Origin of the sequence: Maribacter spongiae (assembly GCF_047345125.1) — a bacterium.
Classification (GTDB): Bacteria; Bacteroidota; Bacteroidia; order Flavobacteriales; family Flavobacteriaceae; genus Maribacter.
Genome location: NZ_JBLFEQ010000001.1, coordinates 1 through 24,343, shown reverse-complemented (window position 1 = coordinate 24,343; position 24,343 = coordinate 1). Strand labels below are relative to the sequence as shown.

20 protein-coding genes are annotated in these 24,343 nt (G+C 40.3%); 17 read left to right on the top strand and 3 right to left on the bottom strand.

What is annotated here, in order from left to right; all coding sequences use genetic code 11:
• Positions 1 to 3 precede the first annotated feature (3 nt).
• The gene (locus ACKWB9_RS00100; protein ID WP_047247024.1) at positions 4 to 237 is read right to left on the bottom strand and encodes an acyl carrier protein; all 234 of its coding nucleotides are present in this window, start codon (positions 235 to 237) and stop codon (positions 4 to 6) included.
• 301 nt (positions 238 to 538) lie between these two features.
• Here ACKWB9_RS00100 and purN point away from each other — a divergent pair, with 301 nt between their 5' ends.
• From purN to ACKWB9_RS00080, 4 genes are all read left to right on the top strand, one after another.
• The gene (gene purN / locus ACKWB9_RS00095; protein ID WP_414000935.1) at positions 539 to 1,147 is read left to right on the top strand and encodes a phosphoribosylglycinamide formyltransferase; all 609 of its coding nucleotides are present in this window, start codon (positions 539 to 541) and stop codon (positions 1,145 to 1,147) included.
• A 31-nt stretch (positions 1,148 to 1,178) separates the two neighbouring features.
• Entirely contained in the window at positions 1,179 to 1,814 is a 636-nt protein-coding gene (locus ACKWB9_RS00090) for a ribonuclease H1 domain-containing protein (protein WP_414000934.1), read from the top strand.
• Positions 1,815 to 1,922: 108 nt separating this feature from the next.
• Positions 1,923 to 2,849, top strand: a complete 927-nt coding sequence (locus ACKWB9_RS00085) for a PfkB family carbohydrate kinase (protein WP_414000933.1) — start codon at positions 1,923 to 1,925, stop codon at positions 2,847 to 2,849.
• Positions 2,850 to 2,962: 113 nt separating this feature from the next.
• Positions 2,963 to 4,861, top strand: a complete 1,899-nt coding sequence (locus tag ACKWB9_RS00080) for an amidophosphoribosyltransferase (RefSeq protein WP_414000932.1) — start codon at positions 2,963 to 2,965, stop codon at positions 4,859 to 4,861.
• Between the two features lie 908 nt (positions 4,862 to 5,769).
• Here the strand turns inward: ACKWB9_RS00080 and ACKWB9_RS00075 are convergent.
• On the bottom strand, positions 5,770 to 6,378 hold the full coding sequence (locus ACKWB9_RS00075; RefSeq protein WP_414000931.1) for a superoxide dismutase: 609 nt from the start codon (positions 6,376 to 6,378) through the stop codon (positions 5,770 to 5,772).
• A gap of 121 nt (positions 6,379 to 6,499) precedes the next feature.
• Between ACKWB9_RS00075 and ACKWB9_RS00070 the strand changes: the two genes are divergently transcribed.
• From ACKWB9_RS00070 to ACKWB9_RS00055, 4 genes are all read left to right on the top strand, one after another.
• A complete protein-coding gene (locus ACKWB9_RS00070; protein ID WP_414000930.1) occupies positions 6,500 to 9,595 on the top strand; it encodes a UvrD-helicase domain-containing protein in 3,096 nt (1,031 codons plus the stop codon).
• Between the two features lie 7 nt (positions 9,596 to 9,602).
• Positions 9,603 to 10,796 carry a glycine C-acetyltransferase gene (kbl, locus tag ACKWB9_RS00065; protein ID WP_414000929.1) on the top strand — a complete coding sequence of 398 codons (1,194 nt, stop codon included), beginning with the start codon at positions 9,603 to 9,605 and terminating at the stop codon, positions 10,794 to 10,796.
• Positions 10,797 to 10,909: 113 nt separating this feature from the next.
• The gene (locus ACKWB9_RS00060; RefSeq protein WP_414000928.1) at positions 10,910 to 12,274 is read left to right on the top strand and encodes an OmpA family protein; all 1,365 of its coding nucleotides are present in this window, start codon (positions 10,910 to 10,912) and stop codon (positions 12,272 to 12,274) included.
• A gap of 74 nt (positions 12,275 to 12,348) precedes the next feature.
• Positions 12,349 to 15,087 (top strand): PD-(D/E)XK nuclease family protein, encoded by a 2,739-nt coding sequence (locus tag ACKWB9_RS00055; RefSeq protein WP_414000927.1) that lies wholly within the window; start codon positions 12,349 to 12,351, stop codon positions 15,085 to 15,087.
• A 1-nt stretch (position 15,088) separates the two neighbouring features.
• Here the strand turns inward: ACKWB9_RS00055 and ACKWB9_RS00050 are convergent, their stop codons facing one another.
• Positions 15,089 to 15,799 carry an SDR family oxidoreductase gene (locus ACKWB9_RS00050; protein ID WP_414000926.1) on the bottom strand — a complete coding sequence of 237 codons (711 nt, stop codon included), beginning with the start codon at positions 15,797 to 15,799 and terminating at the stop codon, positions 15,089 to 15,091.
• A 328-nt stretch (positions 15,800 to 16,127) separates the two neighbouring features.
• Here ACKWB9_RS00050 and ACKWB9_RS00045 point away from each other — a divergent pair, with 328 nt between their 5' ends.
• The 9 genes from ACKWB9_RS00045 to ACKWB9_RS00005 all read left to right on the top strand — a co-directional run bounded on the left by ACKWB9_RS00045 (position 16,128) and on the right by ACKWB9_RS00005 (position 24,185).
• Positions 16,128 to 16,988 (top strand): AraC family transcriptional regulator, encoded by an 861-nt coding sequence (locus ACKWB9_RS00045; protein ID WP_414000925.1) that lies wholly within the window; start codon positions 16,128 to 16,130, stop codon positions 16,986 to 16,988.
• Positions 16,989 to 17,091: 103 nt separating this feature from the next.
• Positions 17,092 to 18,414 carry an L-fuconate dehydratase gene (locus tag ACKWB9_RS00040; protein ID WP_414000924.1) on the top strand — a complete coding sequence of 441 codons (1,323 nt, stop codon included), beginning with the start codon at positions 17,092 to 17,094 and terminating at the stop codon, positions 18,412 to 18,414.
• Positions 18,415 to 18,427: 13 nt separating this feature from the next.
• Positions 18,428 to 19,198, top strand: a complete 771-nt coding sequence (locus ACKWB9_RS00035) for an SDR family NAD(P)-dependent oxidoreductase (protein WP_414000923.1) — start codon at positions 18,428 to 18,430, stop codon at positions 19,196 to 19,198.
• A gap of 9 nt (positions 19,199 to 19,207) precedes the next feature.
• On the top strand, positions 19,208 to 20,062 hold the full coding sequence (locus tag ACKWB9_RS00030) for a fumarylacetoacetate hydrolase family protein (RefSeq protein WP_414000922.1): 855 nt from the start codon (positions 19,208 to 19,210) through the stop codon (positions 20,060 to 20,062).
• Entirely contained in the window at positions 20,059 to 20,889 is an 831-nt protein-coding gene (locus tag ACKWB9_RS00025; RefSeq protein WP_414000921.1) for an amidohydrolase family protein, read from the top strand. The genes ACKWB9_RS00030 and ACKWB9_RS00025 overlap by 4 nt, the downstream gene beginning before the upstream one ends.
• Before the next feature lie 3 nt (positions 20,890 to 20,892).
• Positions 20,893 to 21,675, top strand: coding sequence for an SDR family oxidoreductase (locus ACKWB9_RS00020; RefSeq protein WP_414000920.1), 783 nt, complete (start codon positions 20,893 to 20,895; stop codon positions 21,673 to 21,675).
• A 22-nt stretch (positions 21,676 to 21,697) separates the two neighbouring features.
• On the top strand, positions 21,698 to 22,828 hold the full coding sequence (locus ACKWB9_RS00015) for an alpha-hydroxy acid oxidase (RefSeq protein ID WP_414000919.1): 1,131 nt from the start codon (positions 21,698 to 21,700) through the stop codon (positions 22,826 to 22,828).
• 291 nt (positions 22,829 to 23,119) lie between these two features.
• Entirely contained in the window at positions 23,120 to 23,737 is a 618-nt protein-coding gene (locus tag ACKWB9_RS00010) for a Panacea domain-containing protein (protein WP_414000918.1), read from the top strand.
• On the top strand, positions 23,730 to 24,185 hold the full coding sequence (locus ACKWB9_RS00005) for a hypothetical protein (protein ID WP_414000917.1): 456 nt from the start codon (positions 23,730 to 23,732) through the stop codon (positions 24,183 to 24,185). The genes ACKWB9_RS00010 and ACKWB9_RS00005 overlap by 8 nt, the downstream gene beginning before the upstream one ends.
• Positions 24,186 to 24,343 lie beyond the last annotated feature (158 nt).

The window sequence follows — 24,343 nt, the reverse complement described above, 5'->3', positions numbered from 1 at the left end:
AAATTACTTCGCTTCTTCTATATAGCTGATGGCCTGGCCAACAGTTGCGATATTTTCGGCTTGATCATCCGGGATCTGAATATCGAATTCCTTTTCAAATTCCATAATCAATTCCACGGTATCCAATGAATCTGCCCCTAAGTCGTTAGTAAAGCTAGCTTCTGATACCACTTCGTTTTCATCAACTCCTAATTTATCAACAATGATAGCTTTAACTCTTGATGCAATGTCTGACATAATAATATCGGTTTTTAAAAATTTAAATTGTTGGCAAAAATAAAAAACTTTGGATTAATAACGTCAATTGTCGTTAAAATGTCACGTAATTTAAGAAAATTAAAGAAACACTCGCTCCTTTTCCCGCAAAATTACGAGCATGGAGTTATCATAGGCCTTCCGGTTTTTAAAAATCCTCTTATAAAATTTTTGCCCCTTCCTTTAATTCATGTCGGTCGGCAGGCAGGTCTATTTCTTTATCTTATTTTTGTCATATCCCGGCAACCTTGCCGGGCCGGTCTAACTTAAAAATGATTTTCTTTTGAGCACCAAACGAATTGTCCTCTTTGCATCCGGATCGGGTTCCAATGTTGAGAACATTGTACATTATTTTAATGATAGACCCCACGTACAGGTTTCCGCTGTACTCACAAATAAAAGGGATGCTAAAGTTTTGGACAGATGCAATCGGCTTAATATAAGCAGCCTGTGTTTTAATAAAACGGCATTCATGGAGAGCGACTGTGTACTGAATGTGTTACGCTCCCTGCGACCGGACCTCATAGTGCTTGCCGGTTTTCTATGGAAAATCCCTAAAAATCTAATCGAAGCTTTTCCGGATAGTATCGTAAACATCCACCCGGCCCTTTTACCTAAATATGGAGGAAAAGGTATGTATGGAATGCGTGTTCATGAGGCGGTCAGGGAGAACAACGAGACTAAAACAGGTATTACGATACACTATGTAAATGCCAATTATGACGAAGGGGCCATTATCCATCAGGCAAAGGTCACAGTTGAACCAAAAGATAGCCCGGAGGACATTGCAAAAAAAGTCCATGAATTGGAATATGCGTATTTCCCAAGGATCATTGAAGAAATTTTAACCCCCCCCCCGGGACGGCCAAAAGTAATTCCGGATAAACTATAATATACGTTAAGGCTCTCAAGAATTTTGTTTTATGGCCAAAAAGGGAAAGTTTTATGTAGTATGGAAGGGCAAACGTCCCGGGATTTATACCTCCTGGGAAGAGTGCAAAGCGGCCATATCCGGCCACAAAGGTGCGGAATTCAAATCTTTTCCCAATTTTCAAATCGCCCAAAGAGCGTACAATAGTAATTATGCGGCATATAAGGGGAAAAAGAAAGGAGGGCCGGAACTCTCTCCCAAAGAACTTCTAAAAATAGGGCAACCTAATTACCATTCCATTTCCGTAGATGCGGCCTCAAGCGGTAATCCAGGCATAATGGAATACCGGGGCGTGGATACCAAAACCGGAAAAAAGCTGTTCAAACAGGGCCCGTTTCCCGAAGGCACCAATAATATAGGAGAGTTTTTGGCCATTGTTCATGGTCTGGCCTTTTTAAAAGAGCAAAAGAGCGATCGGATCATTTATACGGATTCTAGAACGGCCATGAGCTGGGTGCGAAAAAAAAATTGTAATACCAAGTTGGTAGAGCATCAAAAAAACAAGGTCCTTTTTGATCTGATCCGCCGTGCGGTCTCCTGGTTAAAACAGAATACCTATGATACCCCTATTGTAAAATGGGAGACCAAGGCCTGGGGCGAAATCCCTGCGGATTTTGGAAGAAAGTAATCATTTTCTTTCTTTTGAATGGTTTTTAGCAACTAATCATCGGAACACCTGTTCATAGCTCGCTATTCGCAATCCAAAGCTGTATATTTGCACCGAAATTTAGAATGAATGGGGAAACTTTTAATTGTAGGTACGGTTGCTTTTGACGCTATTGAAACACCATTTGGGAAAACGGATAAAATTCTTGGTGGTGCGGCCACTTTTATTGGCTTGGCCGCTTCGCAATTTGATGTAGATTCAGCCATAGTCTCTGTAGTTGGAGAAGATTTTCCAAAGGAATACCTGGACTTGTTTACCTCCAGGAATATAGACATTTCCTCCCTTGAGATCGTGGAAGGTGGCAAGACCTTCTACTGGAAAGGCAAATACCACAACGATCTAAATTCCAGGGATACCTTGGTTACGGACCTAAATGTATTGGCCAACTTTGATCCCGTTGTTCCCAAAGGGTATAAAAACCCGGATGTAGTAATGTTGGGAAATCTCCATCCCAATATTCAGCTCAGTGTAATCGATCAATTGGAAAAGCGACCAAAACTTATCATTCTGGATACCATGAATTTTTGGATGGACCATACATTAGATGAGCTTTTGACCGTTATAAAGGAAATAGACGTTATTACGATAAACGATGAGGAAGCCCGCCAGTTGACCGGTGAATACTCCTTGGTAAAAGCGGCACAAAAAATCTTTGAAATGGGGCCTAAATACGTAGTCATCAAAAAAGGGGAGCACGGCGCTCTTCTGTTTCATGAAGACGAGGTCTTTTTTGCTCCTGCATTACCCTTAAAGGAAGTGTTCGACCCTACTGGTGCGGGCGATACTTTTGCAGGTGGATTTTCCGGTTATTTGACGGACACGAACGATATATCTTTCGAGAATATGAAAAATGCCGTAATTCACGGTTCCAATTTGGCATCGTTTTGCGTAGAACGCTTCGGCACGGAAAGAATGGTAGGCTTAAAAAGAAAGGACATCATGAAAAGATTACATCAATTTAAGGCATTAACACAGTTTGACATTGAATTACAATAACCATACGCCCCTTATTTTAGTGCTTTTTAACCCCTCCCCCGAAGGAGAGGTATTTATCCAACAAGTAGGTTAAAATAAAATGGGTCGTTTAAAACAATACAAGAAAATAAAAAATGAGTGACGCTATTAAACATGAGTGTGGTATTTCGGTCATCCGTTTACTCAAACCGCTTGAGTATTATAAAGAAAAATACGGGTCCGCATTTTATGGTGTAAATAAAATGTACCTCATGATGGAAAAGCAGCACAACCGTGGACAAGATGGTGCAGGGTTTGCGAGTATAAAATTGGATGTTGAAGCGGGGCAACGTTATATGAGCCGTGTACGATCTTCCGATCAACAGCCCATTCAGGATATTTTTGCCCAGATAAATGACCGTATCAATAAAGAACTTAAGGAACATCCGGAATATGAAAATGACGTGGCCCTACAGAAAAAACATATTCCTTATATAGGTGAGCTGCTATTGGGCCATGTAAGGTACGGGACTTTTGGGAAAAACAGTATTGAAAGTGTCCACCCCTTCCTTAGGCAGAACAACTGGATGCACCGAAACCTTATTGTGGCAGGAAATTTTAATATGACCAATGTCCATGAGCTTTTTGATAATTTGATACAGTTGGGGCAACATCCAAAAGAAATGGCGGATACGGTAACCGTAATGGAAAAGATAGGTCATTTTCTAGATGATGCAGTGGCCAAGCTGTATAAGCAAATAAAAAAAGAAGGGTATTCCAAGCAAGAAGCTTCCCCTATTATAGCCGAGCGACTCAAGGTCTCCAAAATTTTAAGACGTGCGGCCAAAAATTTTGATGGTGGTTATGCCATGGCAGGCTTATTAGGGCACGGGGATGCCTTTGTTCTAAGAGATCCCGCAGGAATAAGGCCTACCTATTACTATAAAGATGATGAAGTTGTAGTCGTGGCATCGGAAAGGCCCGCCATACAGACCGTTTTTAATGTGGCTTATGACAGCGTAAAGGAATTGGATCCCGGTCATGCCATTATTATAAAGAAGGACGGGAAAACATCCATTAAAGAAATTTTAGAGCCCACGGAAAGAAAAGCGTGTTCTTTTGAACGTATCTATTTTTCAAGGGGTAGTGATAAAGAAATCTACCAGGAACGAAAAGAATTGGGAAAACTGGTATTTCCCCAGATTCTTGAGGCCATTGACCATAACATAAAAAAAACGGTATTCTCCTATATTCCCAATACTGCGGAAACTTCTTTTTTTGGCATGGTCAAAGAAGCTCAAAATTATTTGAACAAAAAGAAAGAGGAGCAAATTTTGGCCCTGGGTTCCGGAATAACCAGCGAGCAACTCCATGAAATACTGGAAGTGCGACCACGGATCGAAAAAGTAGCTATTAAAGATGCTAAATTAAGGACCTTTATTACCCAAGATAGTAGCAGGGACGATTTGGTGGCCCATGTATACGACGTTTCCTATGGCTCTGTAAAAAAAGGGGATAACCTTGTTATTATAGACGATAGTATCGTTAGGGGCACAACGCTAAAGAAAAGTATTCTCAGGATTTTGGACCGTTTATCCCCTAAAAAGATTATTGTTGTTTCTTCCGCCCCCCAAATACGGTATCCGGACTGTTATGGTATAGACATGGCCAAATTGGAAGATTTTATAGCATTCAAAGCAGCATTGGAACTGCATAAGGAAAATAACTCCATGGACCTAGTTGATGCCATCTACAAGAAATGTTTACAACAGACCCAATCCAAGGACAAGGATGTAATAAACTATGTAAAGAAATTTTACGCCCCTTTTAGCGCAAATGAAATATCCCATAAAATAGGTCAGTTATTAAGTTCCGATGATATAAATGCCGAGGTGCAGATCATTTATCAATCCATTGCCAGTTTACATAAGGCCTGCCCAAAGAATTTAGGAGATTGGTATTTTACGGGAAACTATCCTACCCCTGGCGGAAATCGAGTAGTAAATAAAGCTTTTATCAACTTTTATGAAGGCAAGAACGAAAGGGCTTATTAACATTTCATCGATGAAATTCATATCAATTGTGTATTTTGTCGATAAAACATGCAGTTAAACGATAGAATGGTTTTTTTGGATAGGAGCCATTCTATTTTAGACTTGCCATAGCATAAGTAGGTTAAGTTCATGGTAAGATTTGGGGCAAAAAAGGTGGAGAGTTCTCCACCTTTTTTATTTTCACTATCGACCGTTTTTTCCTTTCTTCAATTTATTTGTCTTATTTTCTTATAACTCTATGGCACAAATCATTATTTAAAGGTCGTTCAACCCATATATTGGAAGTTAGACCAATACCTTTTTTATACGTTTTTATAAATTATACTTTTGGAGGACCATAGCATAAGTAGGTTAAGTTCATGGTAAGATTTGGGGAAAAGGCGGAGCAATGCTCCGCCTTTTATTTTTTATAGATCGAACATCGTCTTCTTTTATTTTTTTACTGTAGGACAATAATACATAACGGGTATTTCATCTAAAGATCAGAACGTTTATCCAATACCTTTTTCTAGAGCGTATAAGAACTATATTTTTGGGGGACCATAGCATAAGTAGGTTAAGTTCATGGTAAGATTTGGGGAAAAAAGGTGGAGCATTGCTCCGCCTTTTTTATTGCCCAAATCTAAACCGTTATAATCCCCTTTATCGATGAGCCGTCATATTTACTATAGCCACAAAAGGGTCAAAGAATTTAAAATTTTAAAAAAAATCTTTTTTATTTCCCACAATACCAGTAATTTAGTATCGCCATAGCATAAGTAGGTTAAGTTTATGGTAAGATTTGGGACGAAAAGGGTGGAGGCTTCTCCACCCTTTTCTATAGGGGAAAGCCAAGAAAAAACCACTTAAAGATGGTGCTCTAAGTGGTTGTCACTCTTTAATTTAACAAGTATTTTCCTTGTTTGTCGTTATTTATTTTCTGCGTACGTTTTAGCCACCTCGTCCCAATTTATAATATTGAAAAAAGCACTCACGTAATCAGGTCTTCTATTTTGATAATTTAGATAATAAGCATGCTCCCATACATCAAGACCTAAAATAGGGTGTCCTCCACATCCAACTCCGGGCATGAGCGGATTGTCCTGATTGGGAGTGGAACATATCGCTACTTTTCCGCCTTTGTGAACACAAAGCCAGGCCCATCCAGAGCCAAATCTTGTCCCTGCCGCCGCACTGAACTTTTCTTTAAACCCATCAAAAGAACCAAAAGCTTCATTGATCGCGTTGGCCAACTCCCCACTAGGGTTTCCTCCTCCATTAGGGGAAAGAATGTTCCAAAAAAGCGAATGGTTGTAGAATCCACCTCCATTGTTTCTCACGGCACCGTTGTCCATATCCAAATTAGAGAGTATCGCATCAATGGATTTTCCTTCCAGTTCCGTTCCCGCAATGGCTCCATTTAACTTGGTCGTATATCCGTTGTGGTGTTTTGTATGATGTATTTCCATTGTCCTAGCATCAATATGAGGCTCCAGGGCATCATACGCATAAGGCAATTTTGGTAATTCAAAAGCCATAATTTTATCGTTTTTATGTTAATATTTGTTGTATTTCAAATTTACAGATTTTAACATTTATATTCCTATAATTATTTGTTAAGAACTGTGCTTTAATCCTTATTTTGCATATAAAAATCAGGTGGAGGACTGTCCGTTTAAAATATATAATGCTTCCGCAGGTTCGGGAAAGACTTATGCACTTTCCAAAGCATACCTTAAAATCGTCCTTTCCTCCGCGAACGGTTTCAAGCGTATCCTGGCCATAACGTTTACCAATAAAGCCGTGAACGAGATGAAGCACCGTATTTTGGACAGTCTTTATCAATTTAGCATAACGGATATTGAAAATACCGCATCCCCGCTATTTTTAGAGATATCAAAAGAGCTAAAACTCCCCGCCCGAACACTTCAAAAATTGAGTGGACATAGACTTAAGGAAATTCTACACAACTATGCTTTCTTTGACATTTCTACGATCGATAAGTTTACGCATAGATTAATACGGACTTTTGCCAAGGACCTAAAATTACCTCAAAATTTTGAAGTTGTATTGGACCGGGACCTGCTCCTGGACGAAGCGGTAGGACGACTTATTTCCAAGGCCGGGAAGGATATGGGGCTTACCAAGATACTATTGGACTTTGCCTTGGAAAAAATTGATGACAATAGAAGTTGGGACATGGGGTATGATCTACTTAAGATGGGCCAATTGCTGTTCGACGAAAACAATACCTCCCATATAAAATCGTTCGAGGATAAGGAGCTTGCCAACTTCCTGGGATTACGGCAAAAACTCCTTTTAAAAATAAAGGCGGCAGAAAAAAAATCTATTGAGATCGCAGGGGAAACCCTGGAATATATTGAACAGGTAGGGTTGGAGTTCACGGACTTCCCCAGAGAGACACTTCCAAATCATTTTAAAAAGGCAAAAGCCGGTAATTTCTCGCCCAATGCCCTATACAGCAACAAATTGGAAGAGAGTCTTATACAGGGCAACATTGTAAAAGCCAATGTTACGCCTCCATCCCTGGAACTAACTACGGCATTCCTAAAAAGATATACCGCCCTAAAAACGCAAATCTATCATAGAGGGTTTTTCTTAAACGCCTATAGAAATCTTGTTCCACTCACCTTATTGAACGTCATACAAAAAGAGCTTAGAAACATCCAACAGGAGAAAGACCAGCTTTCCATATCGGAATTCAATAATATTATATCCAAAGAAATAAAAAACCAGCCTGCACCCTTTATCTATGAGCGGTTGGGAGAAAAATACCGCCATTATTTTATAGATGAGTTTCAAGACACCTCGGAAATGCAATGGAGCAATCTCATTCCTTTGATAGGCAGTGCGTTAGAAGGCATGGACAATCGGGGCGAACAAGGTTCGCTATTTATCGTTGGAGATCCCAAGCAGGCCATATATCGGTGGCGCGGAGGTAAAGCGGAACAATTTCTTGAACTTACCGCTAAAAAAGTTCAACCTTTTTCCGTAAATGGAGAAACCCGATCCTTACCCAAAAACTATCGTAGCTACGATGAAATCATACATTTTAATAATGATTTCTTTCAGAGCGTTAGTCCTTTTTTAGACAGTCCCATATATCAAGAACTCTTTAAAAAAGGGAATCGGCAACAGACCAATAACAAAAAAGGAGGTTTTGTAAAACTATCGTTCCTAGAGGAGGAAACCGATGAAGGTTATGGACAAAGAACCTTTGAGACAATTCAGGAAGTTCTTTTGAAAGGGTTTGATTATGGAGACATCTGTATTCTTACCCGGAAAAAAAAGCACGGTATCGCATTGGCGGATTATCTCATGGCCCAGGATATTCCCATTATCTCCAGTGAATCGTTATTGCTGTCCAAAAGTACCTGTGTTAAATTTCTGGTGGACCTCATGAAGTTTGCCCTGTATCCCAAGTCCGAAGAAATCAATTATGACCTCTTACGGTTTTTATATTCCGATGCCGGTGATATACATAGCAGTATTCAAAAAAGAATACATCATTTGGAAACGGTTTTAATCGAGGAATTTGATTTTAATATCCGCAAATTCCAACGGGAGACGCTGTATGACGGTATAGAACGTGCCATAAAAAAGTTTGATCTTGCCCCAGGTTCAGATGCCCATATAACCGCTTTTATGGATTTAATCATGGAAGTGGAGCAAAAACAGGGAGCGGACATATCCTCCTTTCTCTCCTATTGGGAAAAGAAAGGTCATACTTTGAGTATAAATACCCCCGAAAATATAAATGCGGTACAGATAATGACCGTTCATAAGGCCAAGGGACTGGAATTTCCTATTGTTATTTTTCCATATGCCAACACCAATATCCTAGAAGAAATAACCCCTAAATTATGGGTTCCCGTTGCACCTGAAAAGTTTTCGGGCTTTAAGGAATTATTGATCAACAAGAAAAAAGAAGTTACGGCTTATAGTGCCATAGCATCCGACCTCTATTATGAAGAAGAACATAAATTACAATTGGATGCCTTTAATTTATTGTACGTGGCCCTCACAAGGGCTATATCCGGTCTTTACGTAATTAGTTTACGTGATTTGAGAAAGGACGGAAGCTATAAGAGCGATTTGTATTCGGGCCTATTTATCCATTATTTGAATACCGTTAATTTATGGAATCCCGAGAAGTTGGAATATAAATTTGGAACCTTAGCATTTAACACCCCTCGTACAACGCAAACAAGCCCCAGTCTTGATATATCCTATACATATACCCAAAAAAACAGATCTGATTTTAAGATTTTAACAAAGGCCGGTATGCTTTGGGAAAGCAATAGGGAGTCCGCTATTGAAAAAGGTAATATAATCCATGCCGTCTTAGGGGAAATAACATATAAGGAAGATATGGAAGGTGCTATTAAAAAGGCTATCGTGAAAGGTCTTCTGTCCGAAAAAGAGGAGGAAAATACGAGAATCAAAATCCTTAAAATTATTGATCATCCAGAATTGAGGCCCTTCTTTTCCAATGAATTCAATATTTGGAACGAGCGGGATGTACTTATGGAAAACAATATGGTCTTAAGACCGGACAGAATTGCCATTAAGGATAAAAAAGCCTACATTATTGACTATAAGACAGGAGGTGAAAGCACAAAATATCATGAACAATTGGAAAATTATGCAATGGCCTATTCAAACCTAGGTTTTGAGGTAGCGGACAAAATCATTGTGTATATTTCGGACAAAATTAATATAGCACATATTTAAAAAGAACATGTACGGAAAAATAAAGACGTTTTTACAGGAAGAGTTAAAAGGCATAAAAAGTGACGGCCTTTACAAAGAAGAGCGTATCATAGTTACCCCCCAGGATGCGGTCATTAAAATAGACAGTGGAGAAGAGGTCATAAATTTTTGTGCCAATAATTACTTGGGGCTCTCGTCCCACCCGGATGTAATACAGGCCGCTAAGGACACCTTGGACAGCCATGGATTTGGAATGTCCTCCGTGCGGTTTATTTGCGGCACACAGGATATCCATAAACAATTGGAAAAAAAAATAGCCGATTTTTACGGAACGGAAGATACCATACTGTACGCTGCCGCATTTGATGCCAATGGAGGGGTCTTTGAACCCTTACTGTCCGCACAGGATGCCATTATTTCGGACTCCCTGAACCATGCATCCATTATAGATGGCGTGCGGCTTTGTAAAGCAAAGCGCTATAGATATGCCAATAGCGACATGGCAGATCTGGAAAAACAATTACAACAGGCGAACGAGGATGGGGCCAGGTTTAAAATTGTGGTGACGGACGGTGTCTTTTCCATGGACGGCCTGGTAGCGCCATTGGACAAGATTTGCGATCTGGCCGACCAGTATGACGCCATGGTCATGATAGACGAATGCCATGCAACGGGATTCATCGGGAAAAAGGGAAAAGGTACTTTAGAGGAAAAAGGCGTAATGGGCCGTATTGATATTGTTACGGGCACTTTAGGCAAGGCCCTGGGCGGTGCCATGGGCGGTTATACGACCGGTAAAAAAGAAATTATAGAAATCCTTCGGCAACGTTCAAGGCCCTATCTATTTTCCAACTCCTTGGCACCTGCCATTGTCGGGGCTTCCATTAAGGTATTTGACATGTTGGAAAAAGATACCACACTTAGAGACCGGCTCCAGGAAAACACGGATTACTTTAAAAAAGGAATGAAAAGTGCCGGATTCGATATTATCGATGGTGATTCCGCCATAGTCCCCGTTATGCTCTATGATGCCAAACTCTCACAAAAAATGGCCGCTATGCTTTTAGCAAAGGGGATTTATGTAATCGGGTTCTTTTACCCCGTGGTCCCCAAGGGGAAAGCAAGGATTCGTGTCCAACTTTCGGCAGCGCACAAAAAGGAACATTTGGATTTTGCGATCCAGGCTTTCACCGAAGTCGGGAGGGAATTAAATATCGTTTAAAAGCCCCGTTTTTCCTATAAACTGTGTTAAAAAAAATAGGAAATTGATTTTGTTAATAATATTTAACAACTTACATTTGCAGCTAATAAACACTTAAACTTAAAAAATTCAACATGAAACATCTTAGCAAATTATTGGTTGTTGCCCTGCTTTTTGTAGGATTTAACAGCATACAAGCGCAAGACGAAAATAATCCTTGGCAAATACAGTTTGGGGTTAACGCTATTGACGTGTTCCCTGCAAATGATGAAAATCTTCCTGCCGCGGCCACAGGTTCTTTTGGTAGTGAGTTTTTCAATGTCAACGACCATTGGAACATTCTTCCATCCATTTCCTATATTGGTGTATCCAAGCATGTAGGCAATGGTTTCTCTGTAGGAGCAAGAGGTTCTTTAAACAGAATTACCAAATTGGGAGACGTTAGCGTTGATGATCTTTCCCATTATGCTATAGATGGTACCATAAAATATAACTTCATCAAAAAAACCACGGTAATCGATCCTTTTATTGAAATAGGTGGTGGTTACACATGGGTCGATGAAATTGGGGCCGGAACTGCAAATGGTGGCCTTGGTCTGAACATTTGGTTCTCCGAGAACATTGGTCTTACACTACAATCTAGCTATAAGCATGCTTTTGAAGATTATGGTGTGAAACACTTTCAGCACTTAGCCGGTCTTTCCATTAAGTTCGGAGGAACTGATACGGATGGTGATGGTATCTATGACAAAGATGATGCCTGTCCAGAAGTTGCCGGTCTAGAAGCGTTCAACGGTTGTCCTGATGCTGACGGTGATGGTATAGAAGACAGTAAAGACAGCTGCCCTAACGAAGCCGGTTCCAAAGAAATGAACGGATGTCCTGACGCTGACGGTGATGGTGTTGCGGATAAGGACGATGCTTGTCCTAACGAAGCCGGTCTTGCCGCTTTACAAGGATGTCCTGATGCTGATAGCGATGGTGTTGCCGATAAGGACGATGCTTGTCCTAACGAAGCTGGTCCTTCTGAAAACAAAGGATGCCCATGGCCGGACAAAGACGGTGATAGCGTTCTAGATAAAGACGATGCCTGTCCAGATGTAGCCGGTACCGTTGCTAACAATGGTTGCCCAGAGGTTACCGAGGAGGTTCAGAAGCAATTGAACAATTATGCAAGAACTATCTTGTTCGATACCGGTAAAGCTTCATTGAAAACAGAAACTGTTTCCGTATTTGTGGACATCATCAAAATCTTGAAAGAATATCCAAACTCTAAGTTTACCGTTGAAGGTCACACGGATAGTGTAGGTAGTTCTAAATTAAATCAAGCTTTATCTGAGAAAAGAGCGAACTCTGTACGTGACTTCTTGATCAAAGAAGGTATTTCCGCTAGTAGATTAACTGCTATTGGATACGGTGAAGATAAACCTATCGCTACCAACAATACAAGAAACGGTAGAAAGCAAAACAGAAGAACAGAAATCAACTTGGTAAAATAAGAAGATTTCCAATAATAAAACTTTGTTTTAAAATTAAAGCTCCGCAGTTGCGGAGCTTTTTTTATTTTTAATCCATGCGCAGTTTTATAGATGAAGTTATAGATGACATTTGGCCCAATTATGAAAACATAAGTGCCATTATCTTTGTCCTGCCCAGTAAAAGGGCCGGCAATTTCCTAAAGAAAGCCATTGCCCAAAAAGCGGGTACCGTTATAATTTCGCCCATAATTTATAGCATCGAAGAATTTGTAGAAAAGGTTTCCGGACTCTCTTACGCAAATAACACACAACAACTTTTTGAATTGTACGAAGCCTATCTTCGGACAGGGACTTTTAGCAAAGATTCGTTTGACACCTTTTTCCAATGGGCACAGACCTTATTACAGGACATAAATGAAATAGATCGGTATCTTATAGATTCACAAAAATTGTTTTCCGGCCTTTCCGATATACAGGAAATAACCCATTGGTCCGTTAGTAGCAAGCCTACCGAAATGATGGTAAATTACCTCAACTTTTGGAAACATCTTGGAGCCATCTATGAAAACTTCAATTCCAATCTGTCGAACAAAGCCTTGGGGCATCAAGGCCTAGTCTATAGAAAAGCATTTGAAAAAATTCCTTTATATCTTCAAAAAGAACCGTCTCCCCATATTTTTCTCGGATTCAATGCACTGAACACATCGGAAAGCCATATCATTCAAACCATTTTAGAAAATTCAAATTCCCGGATTTACTGGGATATCGATGCCTATTTCCTGAACGACCCCGTTCATGATGCCGGTCTATTTATTCGTCAACACAAAAAATCCTGGGGTTATTTCTCAAAAAACAAACTCAAGGGCATAAGTGACCACTACCTTTCTAAAAAAGACATTGAGGTTATTGGTGTTCCTAAAAACGTTTCCCAGGCCAAATATGTGGGGACTCTTTTATGCGAAATAAATGCAACGCATTTGAACGGGTTAAAAAATACCGCCGTAATCCTTGCCAATGAAAATTTGTTGAACCCTCTACTTAATGCCGTTCCCAAAGAAATTACTTCCATAAATATAACCATGGGGCAAAAATTGGAGGCTACGCCCATGGCATCTTTTTTTATGGACGTAATCTCCCTGTTGGAAGCAAAAACACCCAAAGGCTGGTTTTATAAAGATTTTTTAAATTTTATACTACACCCCCTGTCCGCTATTTTATTACAAGACAATGGCGTTTTTAGGGAAAAGCTCATTACGCTGATCTCTGAACGAAATCTGATATACGTCACCTTGGAATTCATTCAAAAGACCTTTCAAGAACCCATTCCTTTTTTAACGATCCTTTTTTCCGGAAAGGAGTCAAATCCAATGACAATCATTGATAAAAACCGAAAATTGATTCTTTTGTTAAAAGAAAAACTTTCAGAAACGAAAGATCATATGGCATTGGAACAATTATATAAGTTTCACAATTTATTCAATCAGGTACAGGATATTATTTCCAAATATTCCTATGTAAGCAGTGTTAAAGCATTTAAAAGCCTTTTTGGGGAACTATTGTCTCCTGAAACATTGGATTTTCAAGGCGACCCTATGGAAGGCCTTCAAATAATGGGGATGTTGGAAAGTAGAAATCTGGATTTTGAAACGGTTATCCTAACATCTGTCAATGAAGGTATATTGCCCTCCGGTAAATCCCATAATTCCTTTATTCCCTTCGATCTAAAAATAGAATATGGTCTGCCTACCTATAAAGAGAAAGATGCCGTTTATACTTATCACTTTTATCGGTTATTGCAAAGGGCCAAAAATGTGTATTTAATCTACAATACGGAACCCGATGTTCTGGAGGGCGGTGAAAAAAGCCGATTGATAACACAGCTATTAACGGACGGGAACCGAACCGATATCATAGAAAAAATAGCCGCCCCTTCTATTTTGCCCGTTAAAATGGAAAGGGAACAGATTACCAAAACAGCCAGCCTTCATAAAATGATCTTGGATCACGCCCAGAAAGGATTTTCTCCCAGCTCCCTGAGCAATTACATTAGAAACCCTATGGATTTCTACAAACAAAATATACTGGGTATCGATAAAATGGCAACTGTGGAGGAAACCTTGGCAGCCAATACCTTTGGCTCTATTGTACATGACAGCCTGGAACAGCTCTACACTCCGTTTGTTGGAAAAGAACTATCCAAAGCACTTTTATTGCATGCCAAGACCAAAATTGAGGGCGTAGTAACCCATAACTTTAAAAAAACCTATCTGGACGGAGATATCAGTTCGGGCAAGAACTACCTGTCCTATCACGTCATCATAAAATACATCCAAAATTTTATCGATATGGAAATCGTAGAGGCCGAAAAACATTCCATAAAAATAATCGGTCTGGAGCAAAAACTGAATATAAGCCTGTCCGTTCCGGAAATAGGTGTTCCCGTAATCCTAAAAGGAAAGTTGGACCGTATTGACGAGTGCGACGGAATTACGAGAATTATAGATTACAAAACGGGAAAGGTAGAACCAAGAAATGTGGAAATCATGGATTGGGACACCCTTACCAAAACATATGATTATAGCAAGGCATTTCAGCTCTTGTGCTATAGCCTTATGTACAAAAAATCCGTTGGTGTTAAGGAACTACAGGCCGGAATCATCTCCCTAAAAAACATGGGCGAAGGTACCATGCTCTTTGCTAAAAAAGAATCCGTACGCGGGGCAAAAAACAACAATATAGAGACCGATGTCCTAAACGAATTTGAACAATATCTTTTTGGGTTGATCCAAGAAATCTGCAATCCCGAAATTCCGTTTACGGAGAAAATCGTTTAACCTATTTTTTATCGGGCCTTGTGGGTCGCACCTCTATTTTGCTCGGCAAGGTTCTCGGGTGCATTTGCAGCAGGTCCAATACCAGTTTGCCTATGTCCTCCGGTTGGATCTTCCAGGCATCCTTTTCATCGGGTTCGTTATTGTTAAAATGGGTGGCAACCGATCCAGGCATTATGGTAGAAACTTTGACATCATATTTTCTTAAATCCAACATCGCCGCCTGTGTAAAGCCCACTACCCCAAATTTGGTGGCATTATACCCAGCCCCGGAGGCAAAAAAATTGGTCCCTGCCAAACTGGCCAGGGTCATATAATACCCCTTTGATTTTTTTAAGGCCGCTACCGAAGCTTTCAGCGTATGAAAAACACCGTTAAGATTAGTGTTTATCATCTGGTGCCATTGCTCCTCGGACAATTCATCTACCGGGGCAAAATTCCCGACTCCTGCATTGGCCAGCACAACATCCAACTGTCCCCATTGGTCCAAAATATGTTGAACCGCTTTTTTTTCGTCGTTAAGTTGCGTAACATCCGATTCCAAGGCCAGTACCATATCCTCATCTCCCAAATACTCCGCGGCCTTTTCCACGGTCTTTAAAGTACGGCCGCTAATGGCCACTTTCATGCCCGCATCGATCAGGGTTTTGGCAACAGCAAACCCTATTCCTTTTGAACCACCTGTTATATAAGCAACCTTATTTTTTAAATCCATAACATTCTTAATTTGGATACCTTATGCTAAGGTAGTTATTAATGTACTTTTCAGAAATTTTCCAAATTATCTTTACAATATAGGCTAAACATTTGAGCCTTCGTTGCACTCGTCCTGTTACAACCTCTTTTTTATTCTTCAGTACGGGTACGGGCAATGTTTTCTTGTTTCTTGTCGTAATAATGATATTGCCATTACGGTTTCTCTATTCAAGAAAGTGTTGGGAAAACTGGACAAAAAATAGATATAGTCAGTAAAACAAAATCCCAATACCGGTAAAAAGCCGCATAAAAACCTATCTTGTATTCCCTAGTTTTTTTGCAAAATCATGAAATTACACCATATTGAACGATCAGATTCCAAAAACGGGTCGTTTAGCGTAAGTCATCATACATATGCCCATTTTCTTGAAGTTTGGCACTACCATAAAGAAATTGAGCTTGTTTTTGTCCTGAAAAGTACCGGCACACGGTTTATTGGGGACTCCATAGAAAAATTCGAAGCCGGGGACTTGGTATTGATCGGGGAGAACCTGCCCCATATGTGGCTCAATGAAGGTTCCTATTTTAGTAATCCCTCCCCAAACAACGCAGAAGCGATTGCCATTCACTTTGAAAAAAATTTCTTGGGACACGAGTTCTTGGCCAGGCCGGAAATGCAAAAAATTACACGCTTACTTGAAAATTCAAAAAAAGGAATACGGTTTTTAAATCCCTCTCCGGACATTCTCAATGACATCATGGCATTGCCCGAACATAAATCCTTTGAAAAAATGATTCGGTTCCTGGAATTGCTCCAAAAATTGTCCTGCCACAAGGATTTTTGTTTACTCTCCGGCCCTGATTCCGATACCATTGCCCCGAACGGTAAACATAAAAGGCTCACAAAAGTTTATGAATACACTTTTCAAAATTTTAAATCGAACATTTCACTCCAGGATGTGGCGCAAATTGCAACTATGAATCCATCCGCTTTCAGCAGATATTTCAAACAGGTCCATAGAAAGACTTTTACGCAATATGTAAATGAAATAAGAATAGGTTACGCCTGTAAACTTATTTTGGAAGACAAACAAAATATCGCCTCTATTTGTTACGAATCGGGGTTCAACAATCTATCCAATTTTTACAGGCAGTTTAAGCTGATAAAGGGTACATCTCCCAAAACATATGTCAAAAAATTGCCTTAATTTGTATAAATAAGGTGCTTATGCAAAAAGAGTATATACAATGGCAATTTATTAGGTAGATTTTTAATCCCCAGGGAAGTAATTTTCCAAAAAATAGTTTTCAATGACCGAAAAAACAGTTATCACGGATATCGTGGTCAAGGATATTCGCTTTCCAACGAGCAGGACACTGGATGGATCTGATGCCATGAACCCAGATCCCGACTATTCCGCAGCTTACGTGATATTGAAGACCAATAGCAAAAAGGGTCACGAGGGGCATGGCCTTACTTTTACCATTGGCAGGGGCAATGAAATCTGCGTACAGGCCGTTCATTCCATGTCCCATCTATTGAAAGGTGTGAGTCTCGAAGCTATCATCTCGGATATGTCCGGGTTTTGGCGTATGCTTACCGGGGACAGCCAATTGCGATGGTTGGGACCAGAAAAAGGGGTCATTCATTTGGCCACGGGTGCTTTGGTAAATGCGGTATGGGATCTTTATGCCAAGGTCGAAGGGAAACCTTTATGGAAATTGTTGGCCGATATGTCTCCGGAAGAACTCGTCGCTTGTGTGGATTTTACCTATATCACCGATGTAATAACCCCCCAAGAGGCCCTTGCTCTGCTCCAAGAAAAAGAGGCCTCAAAACAGGAACGGATTACCGATCTCTTAAAAAATGGCTATCCCGCCTACACCACTTCTGCGGGCTGGTTGGGATATTCCGATGAAAAGATGCGAAGACTTTGTAGGGAGGCCAAAGAAAATGGTTTTACACATCTAAAAATGAAAGTCGGTTCCGATTTGGATGATGACCTAAGGCGTGCCGGAATCATTCGGGAGGAAATCGGTGAAGAACTTAAGTTAATGATGGATGCCAACCAAAAATGGGATGTTCAGGAGGCCATCTCGAATATGGAACAATTGGCCCAGTTTGACCCATGGTGGATCGAAGAACCCACAAGTCCCGACGATATACTGGGCCATGCCAAAATCGCAAAAGCCGTGGCGCCCATTAAGGTCGCTACCGGTGAGCACTGCCAGAATAGGGTGGTTTTTAAACAGCTGATGCAATCCAATGCCATAGGCATATGCCAAATAGATAGTTGTAGGGTCGGTGGGGTCAATGAGATTTTGGCCATTCTTTTAATGGCCGCCAAAATGAAAATTCCCGTTTGTCCTCATGCCGGAGGCGTTGGACTATGTGAATATGTACAACATCTCTCCATGATCGATTATATTGCCATAAGCGGTTCCATGGAAAATAGAATCATTGAATATGTAGACCACCTGCACGAACATTTTTTAGACCCCGTGACAATAGTAGAAGGTGCCTATATGCCTCCCAAACTACCGGGCTATAGCATTACAATGAAAGAGCGATCACTGGAGGACTATGAATTTCCGCATGGGATTGTTTGGCAAGTGGAACAAACGAATATTTAAAAAATTGAATACAATGTACGATTTATCCGGAAAAACAATTATCGTAACCGGTGGGGCCAGTGGAATAGGAAAGGCCATTGCCCTTAAAATGGCCAGTGTTGGTGGTGAGGTCCATATCTTGGAATTTGATGAGCCCAAAGGACGGCAAACCGTGGAGGAAATCCGTAGAATGAACGCCAAGGCTCATTTTCACCCATGTGATGTATCCAAACAAGATAAGGCGAAGCAAATTATAGATGATGTCCATGCTCAAAGCGGCATTGATATCCTTATCAATAATGCCGGAATCGCCCATGTGGGCAACCTTGAACAAACGGATGAGGAAGCCATGGACCGGATTTATGATGTTAACATCAAAGGGGTCTACAACTGTATGTATGCCGTAGTCCCGCACATGAAAAAACAAGGAGGAACCATACTCAATATGGCCTCCATTGCCTCTACGGTAGGGATTTCGGATCGTTTTGCCTATTCCATGTCCAAAGGGGCCGTATTGACCATGACCTATTCCGTGGCCAAGGATTATATCGAATATGGTATCCGGTGCAACAGCATATCACCGGCAAGGATACATACCCCTTTTGTAGATGGGTTCATTAAAAAAAACTATCCGGGAAAAGAGACGGAAATGTTCGAAAAACTATCAAAGACCCAACCTATAGGACGAATGGGAACACCAGAGGAAGTTGCGGCCTTGGCCTTGTTTTTATGCTCTTCCGAGGCTAAATTTATTACAGGAACAGATTTCCCCATAGATGGGGGATTCATAAAATTGAACGGATAAAAAAATGATATGAGATTAATTCGATTTGGAAATCAAGGGGAGGAAAAACCAGGTGTGGAACTAAAAGACGGTCAACGGTTCGATGTCTCCGCTTTTGGAGAAGATTATAACGAATCTTTCTTTCAAAATGACGGTCTTGAGCGGTTAAAGGTCTGGGTGTCCGAAAACACTCAAAACATGCCTTTGATAAAAAAAGAGACCCGTTTAGGACCTCCTATTTGCAGGCCTTCAAAAATAGTATGCGTAGGCTTAAATTATGCACAACATGCCGCGGAAAGTGGTATGGCCGTTCCCAAAGAGCCAGTGCTGTTCTTTAAATCCACTTCGGCCATCGTTGGCCCCAATGATGATCTGATCATACCGAAAGGAAGTGAAAAAACCGATTGGGAGGTAGAACTGGCAATAGTGATCGGCAAAAAGGCCTCTTATGTTTCCGAAACCGATGCCCTAAACTATGTTGTCGGATATGTACTACATAACGATTATAGCGAACGCGCCTTTCAAATTGAAAAGGAAGGGCAATGGTGCAAAGGAAAGGGTTGCGATACCTTTGCCCCTATCGGGCCCTTTGTCGCTACAAAAGAAGAAATCAAAAATCCCAATAATCTGGAATTATGGCTAAAAGTGAATGGAGAAACCATGCAAAACAGTTCTACTTCCGATTTTATTTTTAATGTACAGGAGGTCGTTAGTTATATCAGTCGATTCATGACCTTATTACCGGGCGATATCATTTCTACAGGTACGCCTTTTGGAGTGGGTCTAGGATTCGATCCCCCAAAATACCTAAAACCAGGGGACGTTGTAGAATTGGGGATAGAAGGTTTGGGTGTTTCCAGGCAAACCTGTAAGGCATATAAATGATCATAGACAGCCACCAACATTTTTGGAATTATAATCCCATTAGGGACAATTGGATCGACGAATCTATGCAGGTTATCCGAAGGGATTTCCTTCCAAAGGATTTAAAACCGATCCTTGAAGCCCATCATATTGATGGCTGTATTGCGGTACAGGCAGATCAGTCCGAAAAAGAGACGCTTTTTCTATTACAATGTGCCCGGAAAAACCCTTTTGTGAAGGGTGTTATTGGTTGGGTAGATTTAAAGGCTGATAATGTGGGGGACAGACTTGCTTTTTTTACCGAAAACAAAAGCCTAAAAGGTATTCGACATATATTACAATCGGAGCCCACAGGTTTTATGGGTCAAAAAAAGTTTAAAGAAGGTATTTCAAAACTTAACAAGTACGGCCTTGCTTATGACATTTTGGTCTATGGACATCAGTTAACGGAAGCCGTACAATTGGTGGGGGAGTTCCCCGATCAAACTTTTATTTTGGATCATATGGGTAAACCAAATCTCAAAAAAGGGGATTTAAGCCAGTGGAGCCGGGAAATTCAAAAATTGGCCAAGCTTGAAAATGTGTATTGTAAAGTTTCAGGGATGGTAACGGAAACGGACTGGAACAATCGGGACAAAACAGATTTCCGATATGTATTGGACACTGTATTTGAATCCTTTGGAATTGAAAGAACCCTATTCGGTTCCGATTGGCCGGTTTGCCTGCTTGCTGCAAAATATTCAGAAGTTTATACCTTGGTAGATTCCTACGCATCACAATTGAGCAAAGAAGAAAAGGATATGCTGTATTATAAAAACGCCGTAAAAGCCTATCGGCTAAACCTATAGCTTATGGATTTAGAACTAAAGAACAAAGTATTCATCGTAACCGGAGGGGCAAAAGGAATTGGTAAGGGAATAGCTGTGTTCTTAGCCCAGGAAGGTGCTATTCCTTTTATTGTTGGGCGCAATGAAAACGATATTTTGCTTGCAACGCAAGAAATCCATCAAAATGGGGGAAAGGCCTCATATGCCGTAGCGGAACTAACAGATCCCGATCAATGCAAAAACGCAGTATTCAAAGCCTTTGAAGAGTTTGGTACTATTAACGGGTTAGTGAACAATGCTGGATTAAACGATGGTGTAAGCCTGGAAACGGGAACGCATGATGATTTTGTACTTTCGTTAAAACGCAGTGTCGTCCATTATTTTACCATGGCACATTTTTGCCTGCCCCATTTGAAGAAAAGCAAGGGTGCCATTGTAAATATAGCCTCCAAGACGTCTGTTACCGGCCAGGGGGGAACTTCCGGTTATGCAGCGGCGAACGGAGGACGCAATGCATTGACACGGGAGTGGGCCGTTGAGCTGCTTCCCTATGGAATAAGGGTCAATGCCATTATTGTAGCCGAATGTTTTACCCCCCAATATCAGAATTGGATAAAAAACTTTGAGAACCCCGAAGAACGTCTAAAGATTATTGAGGATAGGATTCCTTTGGAAAAAAGAATGACCACTGTGGAGGAAATCGCCCATACCACCGTTTTTTTACTGTCCAACAAATCGAGCCACACCACCGGCCAAATAGTATTTGTGGACGGGGGCTATACCCATTTGGACAGAGCCATAGAATAATGATAAGAAAAACACATGTCCTATGAAATATCCCGTTGTTGCAGACCTGCGGAAAAAAGCTAAAAAAAAAATGCCGAAGTTCGCCTTTGAGTATTTGGATGGTGGGTGTAATGAGGATGTCAATCTGATCAAGAACACTTCAGATATCCGAAAAGTAGAATTGGTGCCCCGATATCTTAAAGCCTATACCTCAAGCAGTCAAAAGACCGAACTTTTTGGTCATGTTTACGATGCCCCTTTCGGCATTGCACCAGTGGGATTGCAAGGACTCATGTGGCCCAATTCACCGGAAATTTTAGCCAAGGCCTCACTGGAACACAATATTCCCTTTGTACTCAGCACGGTTTCTACCAGCAGTATTGAACGCATTAGCGAACTGACCGAGGGCAGGGCATGGTTCCAACTTTACCATCCGGCAAAGCAAGCCCTAAGGGATGATATCATACACAGGGCCCAGGCCGCAGGGTGCCCCGTACTGGTCATTTTATGTGATGTGCCCACCTTTGGGTATCGCCCAAGGGATATGAAAAATGGGCTCGCCATGCCCCCCAAGATGACCCTCAACAATATCTTACAGATTTTGGGAAAACCAAAATGGGCCATGGAAACTTTATTGCACGGACAGCCTACTTTTAAAACGCTCGAGCCCTACATGTCCGATAAAATGAACCTAAAACAGCTTGGACGGTTTATGGACGACACCTTTGATGGCCGTTTGAACAAGGAAAAAATCAAGGCCATTAGGGATATGTGGAAAGGGAAATTGGTGTTAAAAGGCGTTGCTAGTGAAGAAGATGCCGAAACGGCTATAAAATTAGGACTTGATGGTATCATTGTCTCCAATCATGGAGGTCGCCAGTTGGATGCTGGTGAATCTACCATAGTGCCTTTAAAGAGAATCGCAAGGAAATTTGGAAATCGCATAACCATTATGATGGACAGTGGACTCCGATCCGGTCCCGATATCGCACGGTGCATGGCAAGTGGCGCGGAATTCACTTTTATGGGGCGGTCCTTTATGTACGGTGTTTCCGCACTGGGCAAAAAGGGGGGCGACCATACCATTGCCATATTAAAAAAACAATTGCAACAGGTCATGGAACAGCTCTGCTGTGAAAACACCGCTGATTTTGCCGATCACTTGTCTAAATAACCATAAAAAATAATGTTAGTCCCATCTAGAGGATGGTCAAAAAGATTTTAATGATTTCCTCTTAAATAACGAAATTGTATAACACGTCAAGATAGAAAAAAGACAACATAATAAAAACTGTTCTTTCTGCAAGAAATGTAAAATATGCACCGTTAAAACAACTCTTTTTTTAGTAAAGACAAAGAATTCCCTTATTCAGATTAAACAAGAATAAAGAAATTTTTACGTTAATTAGTTATGTGACAATACATAAATTGATTACTGGCAATATTATTGATACCTTTGTTTTAAATGAATTTCGGAATTCCATTAAATAGAAAAGGGTTTACCAAGCAAGAAATTGACAAACTTGGTAATACCATAATATATCTTTCTAAGAAAATTCCATCATTGTCAAAAACTCAATGCTTAAAGCTATTATACTTTTTAGATGAATTTTCGATTAAAAAATATGGTATACCGGTTTTGGGATTGAAATACGAGATATGGCAATTTGGTCCTGTATCTCAGGATGTTTATGTTGAATTAACCTCAGTTCCAGAAATACTTTCAGAATATATTACTACTAAATCAGAAGTATTGCCTCATGGTTATGTAATGGTTGAAGTTCTTCCTAAGAAGGATTTCAATGATGATGAATTTTCGGATAATGACATGTTTATTCTTGAATATGTTGTTGCCAAATTCGGTAGAAAGAATGCCTCCGAAATGTCTGATATAACTCATCGCGAGGGGTCTTTATGGCATCAAATAGCTCAGGAAAAAGGGCTTTTGGAATTATTTGAAAAAAAGATTGTTAGGACATCAAATTATCATATTGATTTTAGTAGACTTTTAGATGACGAAAAGAAAAAGGTTTACATTGATTATATTGATAACTCCAATTTGCTGAGGGCATACAATGTTTGATTTATTTAGCATTATTTATTTTACCCCATTTTACTTTCCAAATGGTAAAAGCTCTCCGAAAAATAAGTACTTCATCCCAATTCATGAAGATAGCAATGGCAAAATCATATTTGCATATTTACCAACATCTCAAGATTATGTGCCGGATAAATACTTAAATCATGGATGTATAGAAGTAAAGACTGAAAATATCAGTTGTTATCTTTTTGCTAAAGATCGTATTATTACTGATCGTGGTTTCTCCTTTCCTTTCAACACATTTGTGTATGCATATCAAATGAATGAATTTTCAAAAGAAATAATGGAAAGTGTTTATGAAAACGAAAATGTAGATTATGAGGTTATCGGCAGATTAACTAAAAAGGAAAGGGATTCTTTTATAAAATGTCTTATTAACTCTCCGTCTGTCAAGAGGAAAATCAAAAAGATTCTTGCTGACATCAACTAATAAAAACGATAAAACCTCAACATATTGATTACTAATTAGGGATGTTCAGGAATAGGGATAGGTATTCCATTGTAGGTTTGGTTTTTTGTGCTCTTTGTTTTTGATCAAGCTGCTTTTTGCGCTTGATTTTGGATCCGTTGTCCTATTTTGAGTGCATT